The organism is Tolypothrix sp. FACHB-123 (assembly GCF_014697075.1).
In the GTDB taxonomy this organism is placed as follows: domain Bacteria; phylum Cyanobacteriota; class Cyanobacteriia; order Cyanobacteriales; family Nostocaceae; genus Aulosira.
On the sequence record NZ_JACJRE010000001.1, the window covers coordinates 105862 to 125091 of the forward strand.

Below are 19230 nucleotides of genomic sequence, written 5' to 3' on the forward strand. Positions count from 1 at the left end.
ACTGTACGGGCGGGTTCACAGATATCCTCAAATATCCATAACGATCTCCCATAAACCCGCCCCTACTGACAACTGACAACTGACTATTTAATTTAAAATCTCACCCCTAACTGTCCATTAAAACCGCGAACGGAATTGTAGCCAGCGCCCACAAAAATATTATCTGTAGCACCTACTTGAACGCCACCAGAAACAGCAACACCTTTATCTTCAGAATAATATCCCAACCCGACATAAGGAGATATTACAGGGAGACTGATAAATTTTAAAACATCTACGCCTGTAGCACCATCAGGCCCTACGCCTACTTCTACACCCAAATTTAACGCTCTCGCACCCACAGCATAGGTAACATCGCCATCATTACCACCGACTGACACCCAAGGTTGTGGTATGAGTTGTGCAGAAGCCTGATTTGGGCTGAAAAAAGTTAAAAAACCGAATGATACTAAGATTGTTTGGATGATTAGTGCTTTTTTCACGTTTTTATCCTAAAATTACTCACTATATTTTAATTTTTATGTGATAAATCTCCGGCTTTACATGACTGTTAACCGAGATTTATCTATGATGTGTAATTATGACGGATTAATTGGGCTGAAGTGCCCAATTAATGTATCAGAGTTTCTGGTGCGATCTCGATTCAGGAAATGCGATCGCTATTATCGTCTCTCCAGTTATTATTATTTCCACTAGGCAAAATTTTCGATACCTTTACCTCTAATTCTCCTAAACCAAATGGCTTAGCAAGGTAATCATCAGCCTCTATACTGACATCTAAATAATTAGTCAGCATAAGTAAAAATGCTTCACCCATAATTTGGATTTCTTTGCAGAGTTCGTGGATATTATCATCTGGTAAAGTCATGTCTAAAATTACCAAATCTGGGTGGAAGCTGTGGAATGTAGCTCTTGCTGTTTCACAATCTGCCGCAGTTTCTACTTGGTAGTTGAGTTTAGTTAAAAACCGCTGCATTAAATTTCTCACTGCTATATCATCATCAACTATTAGGATTTTTCCTCGCATATAATTTTCTCTGAATTCAAAATATCTGACGGCTTGGCTAAAGTAGTGTATTACATCTTACTCAAAACTGCCATAAAATAATTGTAATTTACAGGCGATCGCTTCAGATAATAATTTTTATGCATCGTTGACTAATGAACTCAAATCAGGAAAATTTTAAGTTTAATTAATTTTTTTCATGCATTTGCGCTGGGGTGAAGGGTCTAAACTTTATTTAGACGAAAAATCAACAAATAAATCACCTGATGCCACAATAATAATTTTTTCAATTATTTTATAAATGAGTAAATTACTTGAGGATTTTCTTGAGAGAATCACCCCTGATACAGTAGGGAATTTTAGTTACATAATATATTTATCTCTAACTCGGAAGTTTTGTAATAAATTGAATATAAGAAACTCAGACAATGAGTTTCTTAATCGGGATGCCGATTCTTGATTCAGAGATGCATCACGCAAACCTCTAAAACCAATTCTGCATCTTTATTTTGGTATCAACTGTTGAAAGCTACTCTCTCATTTGTAGGGTAGTAGATTTATGCACTCGGCAATGACAGATGCAGATTCTAGCCATGTAATCATTTTTGTAATCGCAAATTATTCCTGTTGGTTATTGTTTTATTTTTCTTAATAAGTAGGTTGAAAAAAGCATCTAAAAATGTTTTATTAACCTAGGTCTACTGCGTAACTCTCTGACTAATTTCTTTTACCTAGCAAGAGAAGGAATCTATAGCAATGGCACAATTGTTTGAAGCATTCAAAATTCGTGAAGTTACTTTTCGCAACCGCATTGCCGTTTCACCGATGTGTCAATATTCCAGTACCAATGGTTATGCAAATGACTGGCATAAGATACATCTAGCTTCCCGTGCAGTTGGCGGTTCTGGTTTAGTTTTAACAGAAGCAGCCGCAGTAGAACCAAGAGGACGCATTAGTCCTCAAGATTTAGGAATTTGGTTAGACGAACATGTTGAGAATTTAGCCCAAATTGTCGAATTAATTCATAATTTTGGTGCTGTTGCGGGGATTCAACTAGCTCATGCGGGGAGAAAAGCCAGCACAGCCAAACCCAGCAAGGGAGGAAAATTTTTAGATGAAAATCAGGAAGGTTGGCGGCCTTTAGTTTCCAGTAGCGCGATCGCTTTTAGTAAAGATAGTCCCATACCAGAAGCGCTGACTATTGAAGGTATTAAACAAGTTACGGAGGCTTTTGTCAAAGCTGCTCAACGTTCTTTACAAGCCGGGTTTAAAGTTATTGAAATTCATGCTGCTCACGGTTATCTAATACACCAGTTCCTCTCACCCTTGGCTAATACTCGCACCGATGATTATGGTGGTAGTTTTGAAAATCGCACCCGACTTTTACGGGAAATCGTTCAAGGTGTACGAGAAGTTTGGCCGGAAACACATCCATTATTTGTGCGGATTTCTGCTACTGACTGGGTAGATAAAGGTTGGGATATCGAACAAAGTATTGCTTTAAGCGACAAACTCAAATCTTTAGGTGTTGATTTAATTGACTGTTCTTCCGGAGGCATTATACCGGGTATCAACATCCCATCAAAACCAGGATATCAAACTCAGTTTGCCGAACGCATCCGCCGGGAAGCAAATATTGATACAGGCGCAGTCGGCTTAATTACATCTGGTGAACAAGCAGACAAAATCATTCGTACAGGTAGCGCTGATATTGTCTTGTTAGGTCGTGAATTATTGCGCAATCCTTACTGGCCGCATCTGGCAGCTAAACAGCTAGGACATGATAAACTTTGGCCAGTTCAATATGACCGAGCTTGGCAATAAGAGACTTCCCACTAAAAAAATAACCAATCACTAGGGGTAATGTAGGATTAGGGAAAAACCCACAAGCACATATTAAAATTTCTCTCACCTCACACCTAGCCCCCAGCCCCTAGCCCCTGAGCGAAACGGCAGAAATTCTGATTAAAACTTGGGTAAGCCACAGACGGCGTTATAGATTAAATAATGTACCTGCAATACCGCAGCTGTACTAGCTCGGTCTCAAAATCAAAGGTTTGGAGATGTTTACTCTATCAGAAACTTCTATCGTTACAACAATTGTCCTGGTAGCTTTTGGCATTTTGGGTTGGGGCTTTTATCGCGCTAGACCTTTTGGTAAGCTGGGAATCTTAGCCTGGTTACAGTCGGTGGTGTTGATGGCTCCTTGGCTATTGTTTTTTGGCTTGTTTGCCACCGGAATTTACATCAACATAGTAGGTATATTGTTTTTGGTAGTAGCTTCGGCTGGGTTGTATATCTTCTTAGGGAAGCAGTTGCGCTCAGCTGGACAAGATGAACTCATTAAGCAAAGAGCAAACCAAAGGCTAGCCGCTGAGGCTTCATCTGAAGGTAATACCACACCAGATGCGCAAACTCCTGTGGGAATTGGGGAAATAAAAATTGAGGTGGTGTCAATTCCCGAAAATGATTTAAGTGCAATTAAAGGTATTTTTGGCATTGACACCTTTTTTGCTACAGAAACAATCCCCTACCAGGAAGGGGTAATTTTTAAAGGTAACTTGCGGGGAGAAGCTCAGGAGATACATGCTCGGTTGAGTGCAAGTTTAAAGGAGCGTGTAGGCGATCGCTATCGTTTATTTTTGGTAGAAAATACAGATGGTCGGCCTGTAGTCATTGTCCTCCCCAGCCGCAATGATCCGCGCCCCATGTCTTTAGCCCAAAAAGCTTTTGCGGGTATCCTCCTAATCGCTACTGTTACCACAAGTTTGGAAGCTGCGGGACTACTGCTGGGTTTTGATTTATTAGCACAAACCCAACGTTTAGTAGAAACTTTACCCATAGGTATAGGGTTATTTACAATTTTGGTAGCCCATGAAATCGGTCATTGGTTACTGGCTCAGCGTCACCAAGTCCGTCTCAGCTTGCCGTTCTTTCTCCCAGCAGTGCAAATTGGCTCTTTTGGGGCAATTACTCGCTTTGAGTCACTCTTACCCAACCGCACAGCCTTATTTGATATCTCTTTGGCGGGGCCTGCGGTTGGTGGTATAGTTTCTCTGTTAATGCTGATTGTCGGTTTGTTGCTTTCTCATCAAGGTAGTTTATTCCAAATTCCCAATCAGTTTTTCCAAGGTTCAATTTTAGTAGGTAGCTTGGCGCGAGTTGTCCTTGGTTCGGCTTTACAATCACCTGTTGTCAGTGTTCATCCTTTAGTGGTGATTGGTTGGCTGGGGTTAGTAATCACGGCGTTAAACTTAATGCCAGCCGGACAATTAGATGGTGGGCGCATTGTCCAAGCAATTTATGGACGTAAAACCGCAGGTAGAGCCACCTTAGCAACTTTAATTTTGCTAGGTATTGTATCCCTTGCCAATCCTTTGGCGATGTATTGGGCAATTTTAATTCTGTTTTTACAACGGGATTTAGAACGCCCCAGCTTGAATGAAATTAGCGAACCCGATGACGCGAGGGCGGCTTTAGGGCTATTGGCGCTATTTTTAATGATTACTACTCTGCTTCCCCTGACTCCTGGCTTGGCTGGGCGCTTGGGAATTGGGGGGTAAGATAGGGGCTAGGGGCTAGGGGTTAGGGATGAAAAAAATAACAATAGTTTGCTTACTTTATTTATTTTCTCATCTCTCCCCTGCACCCTGCACCCTGCCCCCTGCCTCTTCTATGGTTTCCAGCCGGTGAGTAAATTCGGGTAGGCTGTGCGGGTGGGGAAGATTTTCTGTAATGCGGTTTGTCGGTCTAAGGGTTTTTCTTTACTCATGTTCCAGAGAGTTTCATAGAAAAAGAAAGCGACACCAGCAAAATTGCGATCGCGTACTTTTTGTACTTGTGTTTGAATTTGTTGCATGGGTACAGATCTACCTTTTAACCCAGATAATATGCCGATACTTACGGGAATATGACTTTTGGCGGCTTTGACTTCTGGATACTCTAATTCCTTAACAAATACATTCAGATCATCTCGATATATTTGCAATACTAAATCTTCTACCAATCCCATTCGTTCCCATTTCTCCCAGTCTGCTAAAAAGAACTCATAGGAAAAACGTTGCGGATTGGGCGCTACAGATACTATACAGTCTTTTTTCACAGCTTTAATCGCTGTAAATACCTGTTTCATGTAGTCGGTAATTTTATTTGCTCGCCAGCGTACCCACTCAGGATCTTTGAAGTTGGCAGCAGGGGCACGTCCCCGGTGTTCTTTTTTATAAAGTGCTACTGTATATGGATCGTAGCCTAGTTCTGAGGGTAAGCCAAAATGATCGTCAAATTGAATACCGTCGATGTCATAGTTTTTGACAATTTCCACGATTAAATTTTGGATAAATTTTTGCACATCTGGGCGAAAGGGACTGAGCCAAACTCGGTCGTGGGTACCTTCTTTGACAATTCGCGTCCCATTACGGCGATTAGTTAGCCATTGAGGATAACGTTTGGCTAATTGGGAATCAGCCGGAGCCATAAAGCCAAATTCAAACCAGGGAATAACTTTTAAACCTTGTTTGTGTCCTTCTTCAACTACTTCTTTGAGCATGTCTCGCCCTTGCAATCCGGGTGTGGGGTCGAGCGATCGCCCGATGGTTGCGGCGGCAACTTTGCTAGGATACAAGGTATAACCCCAATTCCATACTGTGGGGTAGACAATATTAAAATTCAGTTCGCTCAGCCGTTGTAAGGAAGATTTAAGGCGATTTTGCTCAAACAGCACATCGCTATCGATATTAGTTAACCATACACCTCTTAATTCCGAATCAGGCGATCGCAAAGGCGGAGTTTGTGCATTAACAGTTAAGGAAAGCATCACAGTCGCCACCATGCTCACAGCCAGGGTAATCGCAAATAATGCCCGCTTTCTAGTTTGGTAAAAATTCCAGCTCACAACAGTTGCTAACCACTTCACCAGTTTCTTCATCTTTTGATACAAGCTTTTTCATCCACGAATCATGACTTTAATCATCCACCAGAAGTTGCATTATTACCTGCTGGTTAATGGCATGTTAAATATTTATACCAATTTTGCTCATGAACAGACGCCAATGGGGTAAGTTTATATTTACCACTCTTAATGGAATTTTTGAGATAGAATTTTTGACAAAATTTGTCCAATTATTTTTTCTCGTGAAGTGAGCAAACTAATGTAACAAACCTTGATTATTGTCTGTAAATTACTCAATGAATGTGTGAATTTGGATTCTTTGTTATTTGAATTACATACCTTTAGGCTATTTTTCCGTAAATGTGGGGTCATACACTCCACCCTCAAATCTTAAATTATGCGTACGATTACTGTAGGTCATCAAATAAATTGTTATCGAATTTACCCAAAAATACTTTGGATAACTAGTTGATGAGCGAATTAAACTGAAAAGGCTAAGGTACTTTTAAAGACCAAAGGCAGGATTTTATAATGATCGGCAGCTTTAACAATTCACAAGATGGTATGGGAAATACCGTCGTAGCCACCAAACGGCTCGCAAGAGCCATGATGGTTTCTGCTGGTGCATTTTCATTAATCTTGGTATCTTGTAACTCTGCCCATAGGCAACAACAAGTACTGAATCTACTCACAGAGTTCTCATCAGCCCAAATCCAAGAGATTGTTCTCCCACCAGGAGCAGAAACACTGTATACAACTATTTCAACTACAGTCGGCGTTGCTCAACCTGAAGTTTTGATGGTCAGAGGTTTAGAATCTGTGATTGATATTAATGAACTCATCATTAGTACCAATCTGATGCGAGACGAATTCCGCAAACAGTTTCATTGTCCTTTGGTGTTGTGGGTAAATGATGAAATTCTGAGAAAACTAGTTTGGCTAGCACCCGATCTCAAAGACTGGGCAGCTAGTACTATTAGATTTGATGTCCCAAATCAGACCTTGGAACAACAGGCTCTTAGTGCTTAATAGTTTTGGCGCGAACGCTCCAGATGTCAGATGAATGTCAGATTAGCATCTGTAACAGATGGAAAAGCAGCAATAATACATTTGATGCGCCAAACAATCAATAAATATTCAACGCTTAAGACTATATGTGAATTTTAGGTTTTATGTTGACTGAGAATAAAGTAATAGTCAACTTATAGTCAACTTAGAGTCTCGCAGTCAAAACATCTTAAACCCTGGCGAAAGCCTAATTAGAAATTTTACATGGTGGTACTAGCTCTAATAAGTCAGGAACAAACCATCAACTTATAGGCGTCAATCTTCACATCTGCAACAGAAGATTGACGCTTGTTTAATTTCTGGCTGTTTAGGGATGTGCTTGAAAATAAAGTACCGGATATCCAGCTTGGTAAGCTATTTGACTGCAACTCCTGTAGCTGAGAACTTTCTGATATTCCCAAAATGAGTGTATAAAACTCTGATATTTGCGTCTTTAGCAGTGCCGCGATTAAACGCTCTCATGCTTATTCAATTAATGATTGTGACATATAGATTGTCGCCAAGGGCAAAGCAACCTCACCTCTAGAGATGCATCTGTCTTATTCTTTTTTCATATTGGTATAAATATGGTTTTTTATGTCAATGGATGATACAATCCACCAACAAAAAAGTCCCAAGAGACAAGAATCAGTTTGGCAACAATTCACGCAAATACATTGATTCTTGATGATCTGTTCTTGTCAGACAATTTATGGACGCTTGTTAAGAGTACGCTGCTTTTCTTTCCACACCTAAAAGGTGTAGGTTTTTAATTGAGGTATTTTATGAAAGGCTGTTTGGGTAATTATTCTACCAACAATAAAGCACGGATTTTCACTGCCTTAGTGTTAACGGGAATTTTGTCTGTTGGTAGCGGGTTAACATCTATCAAAAGTAGTATGGCTGCTGCTTTAGAAACTGCTCCAGAGACGACAAACACAGTCAGCAAACAAAATCTCAGACAAAATAAATTACCGCGTTCAATAGTGAATATGGTAATCCAAGATGTATCGCGCAGAACAGGAATTACTCGCAACAAACTGCAACTGATTAATTACAGTCAACACAATTGGCGCAATGGTTGCTTAGAACTACCTCAACCCGATGAATTTTGTACCCAAGCCATAGTTCCGGGTTGGCGATTTGTCATTTCTGATGGTACACAAAACTGGGTTTATCATACCGATAATAATGGGCGTTCGATCCGGTTAGCTTCAGCACAGAATCCAACAAATAACCCTACTAACCAACTACCACAATCTTTAAGAAATTTGGTTTTACAAGCTGCATCTACAAGTTTGCAACAACCTATTTCTCAGTTAAAAATTATTCAAGCACAACAACAAAATTGGAGTAATGGCTGTTTAGAATTGGGTAAGGCAAATGAAGGTTGTATCAGAGCTATAGTACCAGGTTGGCGGATAGCGGTGGCAGCAGTGGGACAAACTTTGGTATATCACACTGATGAAACAGGTTCTGCTATCAGGTTAAATGAAGCAGCTAGCCAAACTGCAACTCAAAAATTACCGCAAACAGTTAGGGATGCTGTCTTGCGTCAAGCTTCCCAGGTTTCTGGATTACCCATCAGCGCACTGAACATTGTTGCGTATAAACAAAAGAAATTTGCTCAGGGTTGCGAACAATCAACTTTCCCCAATCCTTGCGATCGCATATTGGTATCTGGCTGGGAAGTCTTTGTCAGAGGGAGTAACAGAATTCGTCCTTGGGTTTTTCTCAGTGATGAAAGTGGTAAACAAGTCCAGCTGGCTAATAGTAATCAACCAAATGGGAATACTAGCGCGATCGCGCCGGTGTCAATTCCAGAAAATGAATTACCATCATCTTTAGATCGAAATGTCGTATTTCGGCAAATTTCTAGTGGCGGTTTGGCTGGGACTAGCTATGAAACGGTTTTACTCAACGATGGACGCTTGATTCGGGTAAGAGTTGGTGCTAGTAACGATTCTGAGCGGACAGTTCGCCGTGTTTCTCTCCAAGAGGTGCAAAGGTTTCAACAATTATTACGCAACAAAAAATTTGCTGAATTCAAAAATTTGAGTTATCCCGCACCTAGTGGTGCTGCTGATTACGTTACTTATACCCTCACCAGTCCAGAAGGTACTGTCAAGTACAACAATATTTCTCTCTATCAACTACCGCAAAATTTACGGCTGGTGTTGAAAGGCTGGACTAATTTGCGGAGTAATTCCGTAGCTGATAGCAGTACAGGTGGTACAAGTAACGCCGTCCCAATTCCCATCAATGAACTACCATTACCTTTAGATCAAGATGTGGTATTTCGGCAAATTTCTAGCGGCGGTTTTGCTGGGAGAACCTATGAAACTGTTTTACTCAAAGATGGAACCTTGATTCGGGTAAGAGTTGGGGATGCTAATGATTCTTCTCGGAGCGTTCGCCGGATTTCTCCCCTACAAGTAAGACAATTTGAAGAAATCATCGCGCGATCGCGTTTTGCTGAATTCAAAAATTTAAGTTACCCAGCACCCCCAGGTGCAGCTGATTATATTACCTATACTCTTACCAGTACCCAAGGCACGGTAAGATATAACGATGTTTCCCAAAAGAATTTACCGCAAAATCTTTTGCAAGTGGTGAATGCTTGGAATCAAATTGGTAATATTGCACAGTAATTAGTAGCCAGTCATTAATCGGGAACAGAACAAATTTAATCTAGGAAAGGGCGGGTTTTCCCCGCCCAGAGTGCAAAGGAAAGCAGAGGAACGGGACTAATTAGACAAGAAAATTACTAGCATTTAAGCTAGAGGCATTGACTTTTTCTAAGAGAATAAATTTATCAAAGCCACCAGCTTTCTTATTACCATCCATGTCTAATTTAACAACTGTATCGCTGCCTACTTGTTGCAATTTGAGGAAATCAGAAAATTGATTTTTGCTTTGATAAGCTGAGCCTGCCATAATTTGGCGCAGGTCAATCTTATCTTGGCTGCTACTAAAGTCAGTGATGGTATCACCTTTGTCTTGCAAACTTTTATAGACGAAGGTATCTTTTCCTGTTCCACCAGTTAGTTTATCTATACCGATACCACCAATCAGGCGATCGCTACCACCACCTCCATTGAGGGTATCGTTACCTTTACGACCCCAGAGGACATTATTACCGCTATCGCCTGTGAGGACATCGTTACCGTCTCCACCTTTGAATTCTTTACCAGCTTGAGGTGCAGGTGTGGGTTGAGTTCCAGCGTTAGATGGAGAATTGGGAATTTTACTAGTAGGGTCGAGATCGTCACTACCGAAATTCTGCACCCAATATTTGTCGTCTTCACCAACACCAAGTTGAGTAAACTTACCATTGAGGATATTAGCTCGGTGTCCAGGGCTATTCATCCAAGCTTTTACCACTTGTTCTGGTGTTTGTTGACCAACGGCGATGTTTTCTCCCATGACTTGAGCTTGAAAACCAACTGCTTTCATTCTGTCCCAAGGAGATGTACCATCCGGGCCTGTATGATTAAAGTAATTTTTATCGGACATCAACTCTGCATATTTATCGGCTGCATAGTTGAGTTCTTTATTAGCTTTGAGTGGTGCTAAACCTTGTTTACTTCGTTCGATGTTGGTGAGTTCGAGAACTCTTTGTTCAAATGTGCCGTTATTATTCACGGGAGGTGGTGTGGGTATTGGGTTGGGTGTGGGTGTTGGGTTTGATGGTGGCGTGGGTTGAGAGCCTGAGCCAGATGAAGAATTAGGAATGTTGGTAGTGGGGTTGAGATCTTTACTCCCAAATTTCTGCACCCAGTAATTCTGCTCAAAACCTACACCGAGTTCAGTAAAATTGCGATTCAAGATATTAGCGCGATGTCCGGGGCTATCCATCCAAGCTTGCACCACATCTTTTGGTGTTCTTTGACCAAAAGCAATATTTTCTCCCATTGTTTGGGCTTCAAAGCCGACTTTTTTCGCTCTATCCCAAGCTCTTGAACCATCCGGGCCTACGTGACTAAAGAATTTTTTCTCCGCCATTAACTCTGCATATCCGTCAGCCGCATAGTTGAGTTCGGTATTACCTTTGAGTGCGGGAAGACCGAATTTAGCTCGTTCGTCATTGGTAAGTTTGAGAACTTCTTGCTCAAATGTCGCCATATCTATTCAATCCTCATAATGATTTGTTCGCATGAACTCCACAGCGACACAAATACCGCTGCAAATTGTGGTAGAAGCAAACCTGAGGAGGTGTCAATTAGAGTTGTGAAAGCAAAGCTGTCACTATCTGGTGTTAATTGTGAAAATCTTGGATCAGAAACATCAAAGTTACTGGTTAGAGGCGTTTTCCTCTGTAGCGACTTTCCAAGTGCGAGGTCTGGGGTAAGTTTGAGCGCTAGTAAGTGAATTCAGACCCGTAGGTTAAAAGGAAATTGATGTAAGTAGTAATACATCAGTCGCTTCACCTCAGGATAAAAGATACAGTAGCGCGATCGCTCCTTGCCTTGTGTCGGCTGATAAACTGTCACATGGTAAGAAAAATAAATTTTATACCTGAATCCCAAACTCTTGATCAGGTCTCAAATCGTGTATTTGCAGAATAAAAACAGTTTGTATTCTGCAATACTATTAGTAGACTAAGTAGCTTAATTTACCAAAAAATCAGAAAAATTTCCGTGTAGCTCATCTAACATTGTCAAAAATTACTCTCAGAACAATATATAATTTAAAGATTTAGCTAAGTTACCTAAAATTGGGGTAAAAAAATTCACAAAGAATTTTTGAAAAAGTTCCGGATGTCCTGAAAATTTCTTGCACAGAGAAAGAAGATACCCATCAACCAGGAGTATCTTTAAATACTCTCAGGCGAGAGATATACAGATTTCTGCCCAAACTTTAGAATGCTGACGTGCTAGTCAAGAATTATGACGACACAAACATTACAACTGGGTAACGAAAATCTTCAGACAGAAAAATTACTGTCTTTGTTAAATCGTTATCAACTGTTACCACAGGTATTACGTGCCAAAGTGATAGACGAAGCGATCGCATCTTTCTCCTGTACCGAAGCAGAACATGTAGCTGCGATCGCCAAATTTCGGGAACGTCACCAACTTACATCACCAGAGATAGAACAAGCATGGTTGCAAAAGCATCAACTAACTGAAGCAATCATGGAGGAGATAGCAATCCGTCCCCGATTAATCCAAAAATTCCAACTTGCAATGTGGGGCAATAAACTAGAGTCTTATTTTCTGCACCGTAAAGCAGATTTAGACCGGGTAATCTATTCTATGATTCGTACCCAAGACGAAGGTTTAGCCCAAGAGCTATATTTTCGGATTGTTGAGGGAGAGCATCCTTTTGCAACCATAGCTCAGCAGTATTCCCAAGGCTCGGAAGCACAAACAGGCGGTGTTATCGGGCCAGTTCCTTTATCTCAACCGCACCCAACAATTCAGCAAATTCTCTATGTGAGTCAACCCGGTCAAATCTGGAAACCCCATCTGATAGCGGATTGGTATGTAATTATTCGCTTAGAGCAATTACTACCTGCCCAGTTAGATGAAAATATGCAACAGTATTTGCTTAATGAACTCTTTGAAACCTGGATAGAAGGACAAATTCAAACTCACTTAGAATCTGCTAACCATTGTGTGGAGTATCTTTTGGCATGATGCCAATTATCACCCAGACCGAAATTGTCGAATTTCTCGCCGCCACTCCCCCATTTAACTCACTGGGATTTGATACTTTAAAAACCGTTGCCGATCGTTGTCAACTGTTGCAATATCGCACCGGACAATGGATGCTGGTCAAAGACAGAATGCCAGCACAAGTCATGGTAATTTATCAAGGACAAGCGCGGGTATTAGCTGACGACCAGTGGACTAACTCACAAATTAGTTTGACTGTTCTGGAACCAGGAGAGTTGATCGGCTCCTTAGGATTGGTGCGGAGGGTAAGTTGCGAGGCGGTAATGGCCTCGACAGAAGTTATTGCTATCACTCTCGAAGCCGCAGAATTTCTGCAATTACTGGATAAAGAACCAGAATTTGCCACATCTGTGCGATCGCGTCCCCATATTAGTGAGGTTTTTGAACTCCTCAGTTTAGAAATTCAGCGTTACGCCGATGCAACCACCGACATTAAAGATTTAGCCCGCCAACTTTGGCAAGAAACACAGGTAGTCAATTTACCCCCTGGGTCAGTGAATTCCCAGGATTTTGACGATCGCCATTTATGGCTAATCAGTGCAGGTAGCATTGCGGGGATGACTGTGGGCTATCGATTAGCTTTGAGTGAATCGCCACAAACTTGGGAAAACTCCACCCCAGTGCGCTTATTAGGAATTCCCTGGAATAATCCACAGGAAAATGTCGCCAGTGTCAAAATCGCCCCAGCGCCAGATTATCCCCCAGATCCGGTATTGCAAAATCTCGCCCCTGCACAAACGATTTTTGTTGCTGGGAAGGGCGATATTGATACCCCTTTAGCCTGTTTTCAGATGTTGCATCAGATATTGGGGGGTACTTTTCGCCGCGATTTAATCCGCAAAGTTTTAAGCGATCGCCTCAAAACCCACAACCAAATTACCTTACCTGTAGCTGGTGCAGTGGTAGAAATGATGGGTTTACAAGCCCATTTAGTAAAAGTTCCGGTTCATGTCATTAACCGTTTGAGTGCGCCAGCGATAATTTATTGGCAAGATCATCTCGCCTTACTATATAAAATTACCGAACGGGAAATTGTCGTTGCAGCCCCGGAAACGGGCATAAGTCAATATAATCCCCAAGAATTTGCCAAAATTTGGGGAGATTCAGGACAAGTATTGACGGTAGAAATAGCAGAAAGCGATCGCCCGGAAAAATTCAGCCTCCGTTGGTTCTTACCTTCCATCTATAAATATCGTCTGGTATTGTTTGAAGTCCTGGTTGCGTCCTTTTTTGTGCAGATATTTGGATTAGCCAACCCGATTGTTACCCAAATCATCATCGACACCGTTTTAATCCAAAAAAGCCTCGATACTCTCGATATTTTGGGCATTTTCTTACTGGTGATTGGTGCATTTGAGGCGGCTTTAACAAGTTTGCGAATTTATTTATTTGCTGACACCACCAACCGGATCGATATCCGTTTAGGTTCAGAGGTGATTGAACATTTACTACGCCTACCTCTGAGCTATTTTGAACGTCGCCGCGTCGGAGAATTAGCCGGTCGGATTAACGAACTAGAGAATATCCGCCAATTCCTCACAGGAACAGCATTGACAGTAGTTCTCGATGCTGTATTTTCAGTGATTTATATTGGCATCATGCTGTTTTACAGCTGGATGCTTACCCTGGTGGCTTTAGCGACTGTACCATTATTTGCCATTCTCACCACCTTTGTGGTGCCAATTGTGCAAAAACAATTACGCAAAAAAGCCGAACGTTATGCGGATACCCAATCCTATTTAGTGGAGATACTTACCGGGATTCAAACAGTTAAAGCCCAGAATATTGAATTAAAATCCCGTTGGCAATGGCGCGATCGCTATACTCGTTACATCAGCGCCGGCTTTAAAAATGTCCTCACATCTAGCACTGCTAACTCCATCAGCGGCTTTTTAAATCAATTTTCTAGTTTTGTGTTGTTATGGGCTGGGGCGCATTTAGTGATTTCCAATCAACTGAGTTTAGGACAGTTAATCGCCTTCCGGATTATCGCCGGTTACGTTACCAGTCCTTTGCTGCGATTAATTCAACTCTCACAAAACTTTCAAGAAGTAGCATTATCAATTGAACGACTGGGTGACGTTTTAGACACAGCCCCCGAAGTTAAAGCCAGCGATCGCCATAACATTCAATTACCAGAAATTGCAGGTGCAATTAAATACAATGGAGTTTCCTTTGGTTTTCACCCAGAAGATAGCTTAAAACTGATCAATATTACTTTAGATATTGCTCCAGGAACCTTTGTTGGTATAGTTGGACAAAGCGGTTCCGGGAAAAGTACACTGACAAAATTATTACCACGGCTATACGAACCTGTAGCCGGACACATCCAAATAGATGGTTATGATATAAGGAAAGTAGAGTTAAACTCCTTGCGCCGCCAAATAGGCATAGTGCTACAAGATACCCTTTTGTTTGAAGGTACAATTCAAGATAATATAGCTTTGATTCGCCCAGAAGCCACCACCGAAGAAATCATCGCCGCCGCCAAAACCGCTGCTGCACATGATTTCATCATGGGACTACCTGATGGCTACAACACCATAGTTGGCGAACGAGGTTCCGCCCTGTCTGGGGGACAACGCCAACGGATTGCGATCGCGCGTACCGTTTTACAAAATCCAAGATTACTGATTCTCGATGAAGCAACAAGTGCTTTAGATTACGAGTCTGAACAACAAGTCTGTCGAAATTTAATGGAGTTTTTTCGTGGGCGTACCGTTTTATTTATTACCCATAGACTCAACACCGTTAAAAATGCTGACACAATTATCATCATGGATCGGGGTGTAATTGCTGAACAGGGAACACATGCCGAACTTATGGCAATGAAAGGGCGATATTACTGTCTATTTCAACAACAAGAATCGCAGTTATGAGGAGATAGCAAAGAAATTAATGTTAATTGTTGACTGTTAACAAATAGCAACTGACAACTGACAACTGTACGGGCGGGTTCACAAATATCCTCAAATATCCATGACGATCTCCCATAAACCTACCCCTACTGACAACTGACAACTACCAAATAAGAACTATGCCAGATTTATCTTTGCTGTTAGCTTGCACACAATGTTCCAACGTTTCGTCAAAACCTGCTCAGCACTGTCAAGAAATTCGTAATGATGAGATAACTCCAGCAAAATCTGACATTGGTGATTGTGTTAGTCAACCAGAAAGCATGGAGTTAGCTTTTTCACCGCCTGTTAATCAAGAGACTAGTCAAAAAGATGGGCAGAAAGTGGCGCAAGGACAATCAGAAAATCGCCACAATCACCAAAATTATGTTGCTGCTGGGGAATATCGCCCTTTAAGCCTAGAAATGCTCTTACCTACGGGCGGATTTTTATTTTTATTTGCAGTTGGTGGCATATTTTTAATCGCGAAACGCTTCCCAGAAGCTCAGCGTCAATGGCAACTTCTTTTACAAGGTGATGCGGGGATTTTCGGCTCTGGATTGACTTTACCTAAAGAGAAAGAGGAGTTCGATCAACCTGTTATCCTGCAACAATCTCGCGCCTGGTCTCATGCTATTGTTTGGAGCATAGTTGGAGTCACAACTTTTGCTGTCGTTTGGGCTTCTACTGCCAAAATTGACGAATCTGTTCCCGTACAAGGGAAACTCGAACCCAAAGGTTTTGTCAAGGATATTCAAGCGCCAGTAGGGGGAGTCATCGATCAAATTCACGTCCAAGAGGGACAAAGAGTTAAAAAAGGCGATTTGTTAGTTAGTTTCGATCGCACTACAACTCAGGCGAAATTAAAATCCCTGGAAGCAGTTCGCGCCAGCTTGATGGCAGAAAATCAGTTTTACCAGATGCAAATGCGTTCGTCGGAGACGTTGCCAAAGGCATCGCCTATAACTAATTCTAATACGGCGCAATTAAAAGAATTACCGGAATTAGCAGCGTTAACAGAAAATCGTAGTGCTTTAATCCAAGAGAATCAACTTTTTCGTGCAGAATTAAACCAAAGCTCAGGAATTCGCGACTTAAACCCCCGTTCTCGCCAACGCTTACTAACTAGACAATTAGAACGAGAGACGCGGATTGAGTCGGTGCGCTTAGATCGGGAACAATTAACCCGCCAGTTAAATCAAGTACAAGCCCAAATAATTAACGCTAGAGGTAGTCTGACAACCAATTTAGAAATTGCCAATAATCTAGAAACTTTAGTGCAAAAGGGAGCATTTGCGCGTTTACCTTATCTAGAAAGACGACAAGCCGCAGACGCTAGCCAAGCCGAAGTTAACCGCCTCGTCCAAGAACAAGAACGGTTAAAATTAGCGATCGCCCAAGGACAAAAGAAACTCGAAAATGCGATCGCTCTTTCCAAAGAAGATTTACTCAGCAAAATAGCCGACAACGAAAAGCGCATCGCTGATATAGATAGCCAACTTACCAAAGTAATTATTGAAAATAAGAAAAAAATCCAAGAAATTAATAGCGAAATTAGCGAACTCCAGGTAAATATGAAATATCAAGAATTGCGAGCCGCTAATGACGGAATTATTTTTGATTTAAAACCTCGTAGTTCTGGATACGTTTATAACAGCAGCGAAACCATTCTCAAAATTGTGCCTCCAGAAAACCTAGTAGCCCAAGTTTATATCACTAATAACGATATCGGTTTTGTCAAAGCCGGAATGCCTGTAGATGTGAGAATTGATTCCTTTCCTTACACCGAATTTAGTGATATTAAAGGACAATTAGTCCGGATAGGTTCCGATGCTTTACCTCCCGATCAAACCCATCCTTATTATCGTTTTGCTGCGGAAATTCGTTTAGATAAACAATCTTTGAATGTAAATGGTACAGAAGTACCTCTGCAATCAGGGATGTCTTTAAATGCAAATATTAACCTGCGTAAACGGACTGTGATGAGCATTTTTACAGACAAGTTTTTAGGGAAAGTTGAAAGTTTGAAATATACTCGTTAGTTCGTTAGTGGTTATCAAGAAAAGCAAAGAGGTTTTTAGGTAACTTTACTTTTCTTTACATGCTTCGGTTGATTTGCACCGTTCTACTTAGGGACTTGCAGAAAATAAATTACCCAATTTATTTAATCAGATTTTTCTTTACTCCCCCTGCTGCCTGCATAGTGATTGATTATTTTTTATTTGGAAGTCCCTTATCTGTCCTCAGCTAATAGAGGTAGAAATGATTGTCAATGATTTTCCTAAAATCTCTCCCCAGGTAATTCAGTAATAACTGCGATCGCCCTTACACTGACAAGGCGTCAGCTAAATTTTTATACAAAAAGCTATGGTAGATGTTTATATTCTTGACTTATTGGTCATTGGTCTACTTTTGCTTATAGTTACATTAGGCTCAGGGTGGATTTCACGTTTACCTCTTTCCTTCGCCTTGATATATCTCTTGGTAGGAATTTTTTTAGGCCCTTATGGCATAGGGTTAATTCAATTGCGCCGGGATGATGTATTTAATGCCGAGATTCTACAAAGAATTACCGAACTTGTAGTTATCATTTCTGTGTTTAGCTGTGGGTTAAAAATAGTACGACCATTTAAATTAGGTATTTGGGACATTACAGCTCGCCTCATTGGATTTTTAATGCCAATTTCTATTTTTGCCCTAGCTATTGTCGGTAAATTATTACTAGGGATGGATTGGGGGGCGGCTATTTTATTAGGAGCAATTCTCGCACCCACCGACCCGGTTCTCGCTTCCGAAGTCCAATTAACCGATACAAACGATCAAGATGAGTTGCGCTTTGGTTTAACATCTGAAGGTGGTTTGAATGATGCATTAGCATTTCCCTTTGTTTATTTTGGGATTTATGCCTTAAAAGATAGCAATTGGGATAATTGGTTAAGAGATTGGTTGTTGGTGGACTTAATTTGGGCGATCGCCACTGGTATAGTAATGGGAATTATTGTGGCTAAAGCTATAGTTTGGTTAGATAAAAAAATCCAAAGGCGACGTGCTGCTGATAATTTGATGGAAGATTTTATTGCTATCAGCATGATTTTTATCACTTATTCACTCACAGAAGTAGTAAATGGTTATGGATTTTTAGCGGTATTTGTTGCTGGGTTAGTTGCACAACACAGTTACCAAGATCCAGAAAAACCACTGGCACAACTTGAATTTATTGAACGACTGGAAAAACTCTTAGAAGTTGGCACAATTTTGTTATTGGGCTCAATATTATTATTTCAGCCAATGCTTAATTATGCACTACAATCTTTAATAGTAATTGTTCTATTATTTGTAGTAATTCGACCTTTAGGTGTGTGGATTAGTACCATAGGTAAACGTCCGCTCAATTCTCCTCACCGCACTATGAATTCTGGAACGCGCTTGTTAATTGGTTGGTTTGGGATTCGTGGTGTTGGTTCTTTATATTATCTAGCCTATGCATATGGTAATGGCTTAAAAGGCAATGTTGCTGAACAAATTGCTTGGATAATTTACACTACGATTGTTGTTTCTGTGATTGTGCATGGCATTAGTGCCACACCATTAATGAATTGGTATGAGCGCAATATTGCTCAAGAGCAAAAACCTCATATTCCAGCGACAATTGATGAATTTGAATAAGGGTATGGGGCATTGGGCATTGGGCATTGAAACAATTTTGGATTT

The 19230-nt window shown here is 41.0% G+C and carries 11 protein-coding genes and 1 pseudogene; 8 read left to right on the forward strand and 4 right to left on the reverse strand.

The window, feature by feature from the left end:
* Window positions 1-92: 92 nt before the first annotated feature.
* Together H6G41_RS00365 and H6G41_RS00370 are read right to left on the reverse strand one after the other, a co-directional pair.
* Window positions 93-482, reverse strand: coding sequence for a hypothetical protein (locus H6G41_RS00365; protein ID WP_190742561.1), 390 nt, complete (start codon window positions 480-482; stop codon window positions 93-95).
* 215 nt (window positions 483-697) lie between these two features.
* Window positions 698-1027, reverse strand: a pseudogene (locus tag H6G41_RS00370) (response regulator); the annotation flags it as partial.
* Window positions 1028-1762: 735 nt separating this feature from the next.
* Here H6G41_RS00370 and namA point away from each other — a divergent pair.
* Entirely contained in the window at window positions 1763-2830 is a 1068-nt protein-coding gene (gene namA, locus H6G41_RS00375; RefSeq protein WP_190742563.1) for an NADPH dehydrogenase NamA, read from the forward strand.
* A gap of 239 nt (window positions 2831-3069) precedes the next feature.
* Window positions 3070-4569 (forward strand): site-2 protease family protein, encoded by a 1500-nt coding sequence (locus tag H6G41_RS00380; RefSeq protein ID WP_190742564.1) that lies wholly within the window; start codon window positions 3070-3072, stop codon window positions 4567-4569.
* A gap of 110 nt (window positions 4570-4679) precedes the next feature.
* Here the strand turns inward: H6G41_RS00380 and H6G41_RS00385 are convergent, their stop codons facing one another.
* Window positions 4680-5930, reverse strand: coding sequence for a glycoside hydrolase family 10 protein (locus tag H6G41_RS00385; RefSeq protein WP_190742565.1), 1251 nt, complete (start codon window positions 5928-5930; stop codon window positions 4680-4682).
* A 495-nt stretch (window positions 5931-6425) separates the two neighbouring features.
* Here H6G41_RS00385 and H6G41_RS00390 point away from each other — a divergent pair, with 495 nt between their 5' ends.
* Together H6G41_RS00390 and H6G41_RS36140 are read left to right on the forward strand one after the other, a co-directional pair.
* Window positions 6426-6923, forward strand: a complete 498-nt coding sequence (locus tag H6G41_RS00390; protein WP_190742566.1) for a hypothetical protein — start codon at window positions 6426-6428, stop codon at window positions 6921-6923.
* A 1568-nt stretch (window positions 6924-8491) separates the two neighbouring features.
* The gene (locus H6G41_RS36140) at window positions 8492-9592 is read left to right on the forward strand and encodes a hypothetical protein (protein WP_374939403.1); all 1101 of its coding nucleotides are present in this window, start codon (window positions 8492-8494) and stop codon (window positions 9590-9592) included.
* Window positions 9593-9692: 100 nt separating this feature from the next.
* Here H6G41_RS36140 and H6G41_RS35575 read toward each other — a convergent pair whose 3' ends face one another.
* Window positions 9693-11066, reverse strand: a complete 1374-nt coding sequence (locus H6G41_RS35575; protein ID WP_277877969.1) for a CAP domain-containing protein — start codon at window positions 11064-11066, stop codon at window positions 9693-9695.
* A 764-nt stretch (window positions 11067-11830) separates the two neighbouring features.
* On the opposite strand from H6G41_RS35575, the gene H6G41_RS00410 reads away from it, so the two are divergent.
* The 4 genes from H6G41_RS00410 (at window position 11831) to H6G41_RS00425 (ending at window position 19185) form a co-directional block, all read left to right on the forward strand.
* Entirely contained in the window at window positions 11831-12583 is a 753-nt protein-coding gene (locus H6G41_RS00410) for a peptidylprolyl isomerase (RefSeq protein WP_190742569.1), read from the forward strand.
* Entirely contained in the window at window positions 12580-15501 is a 2922-nt protein-coding gene (locus H6G41_RS00415; RefSeq protein WP_190742571.1) for a peptidase domain-containing ABC transporter, read from the forward strand. Before H6G41_RS00410 ends, H6G41_RS00415 begins: the two co-directional genes overlap by 4 nt.
* Before the next feature lie 158 nt (window positions 15502-15659).
* Complete coding sequence (locus H6G41_RS00420; protein ID WP_190742573.1) at window positions 15660-17561, forward strand: HlyD family efflux transporter periplasmic adaptor subunit; 1902 nt, start codon at window positions 15660-15662, stop codon at window positions 17559-17561.
* A 325-nt stretch (window positions 17562-17886) separates the two neighbouring features.
* Window positions 17887-19185: a sodium:proton antiporter gene (locus tag H6G41_RS00425; protein WP_190742575.1), complete on the forward strand. Its 1299-nt coding sequence runs from the start codon at window positions 17887-17889 to the stop codon at window positions 19183-19185.
* The last annotated feature ends 45 nt before the right edge of the window (window positions 19186-19230 follow it).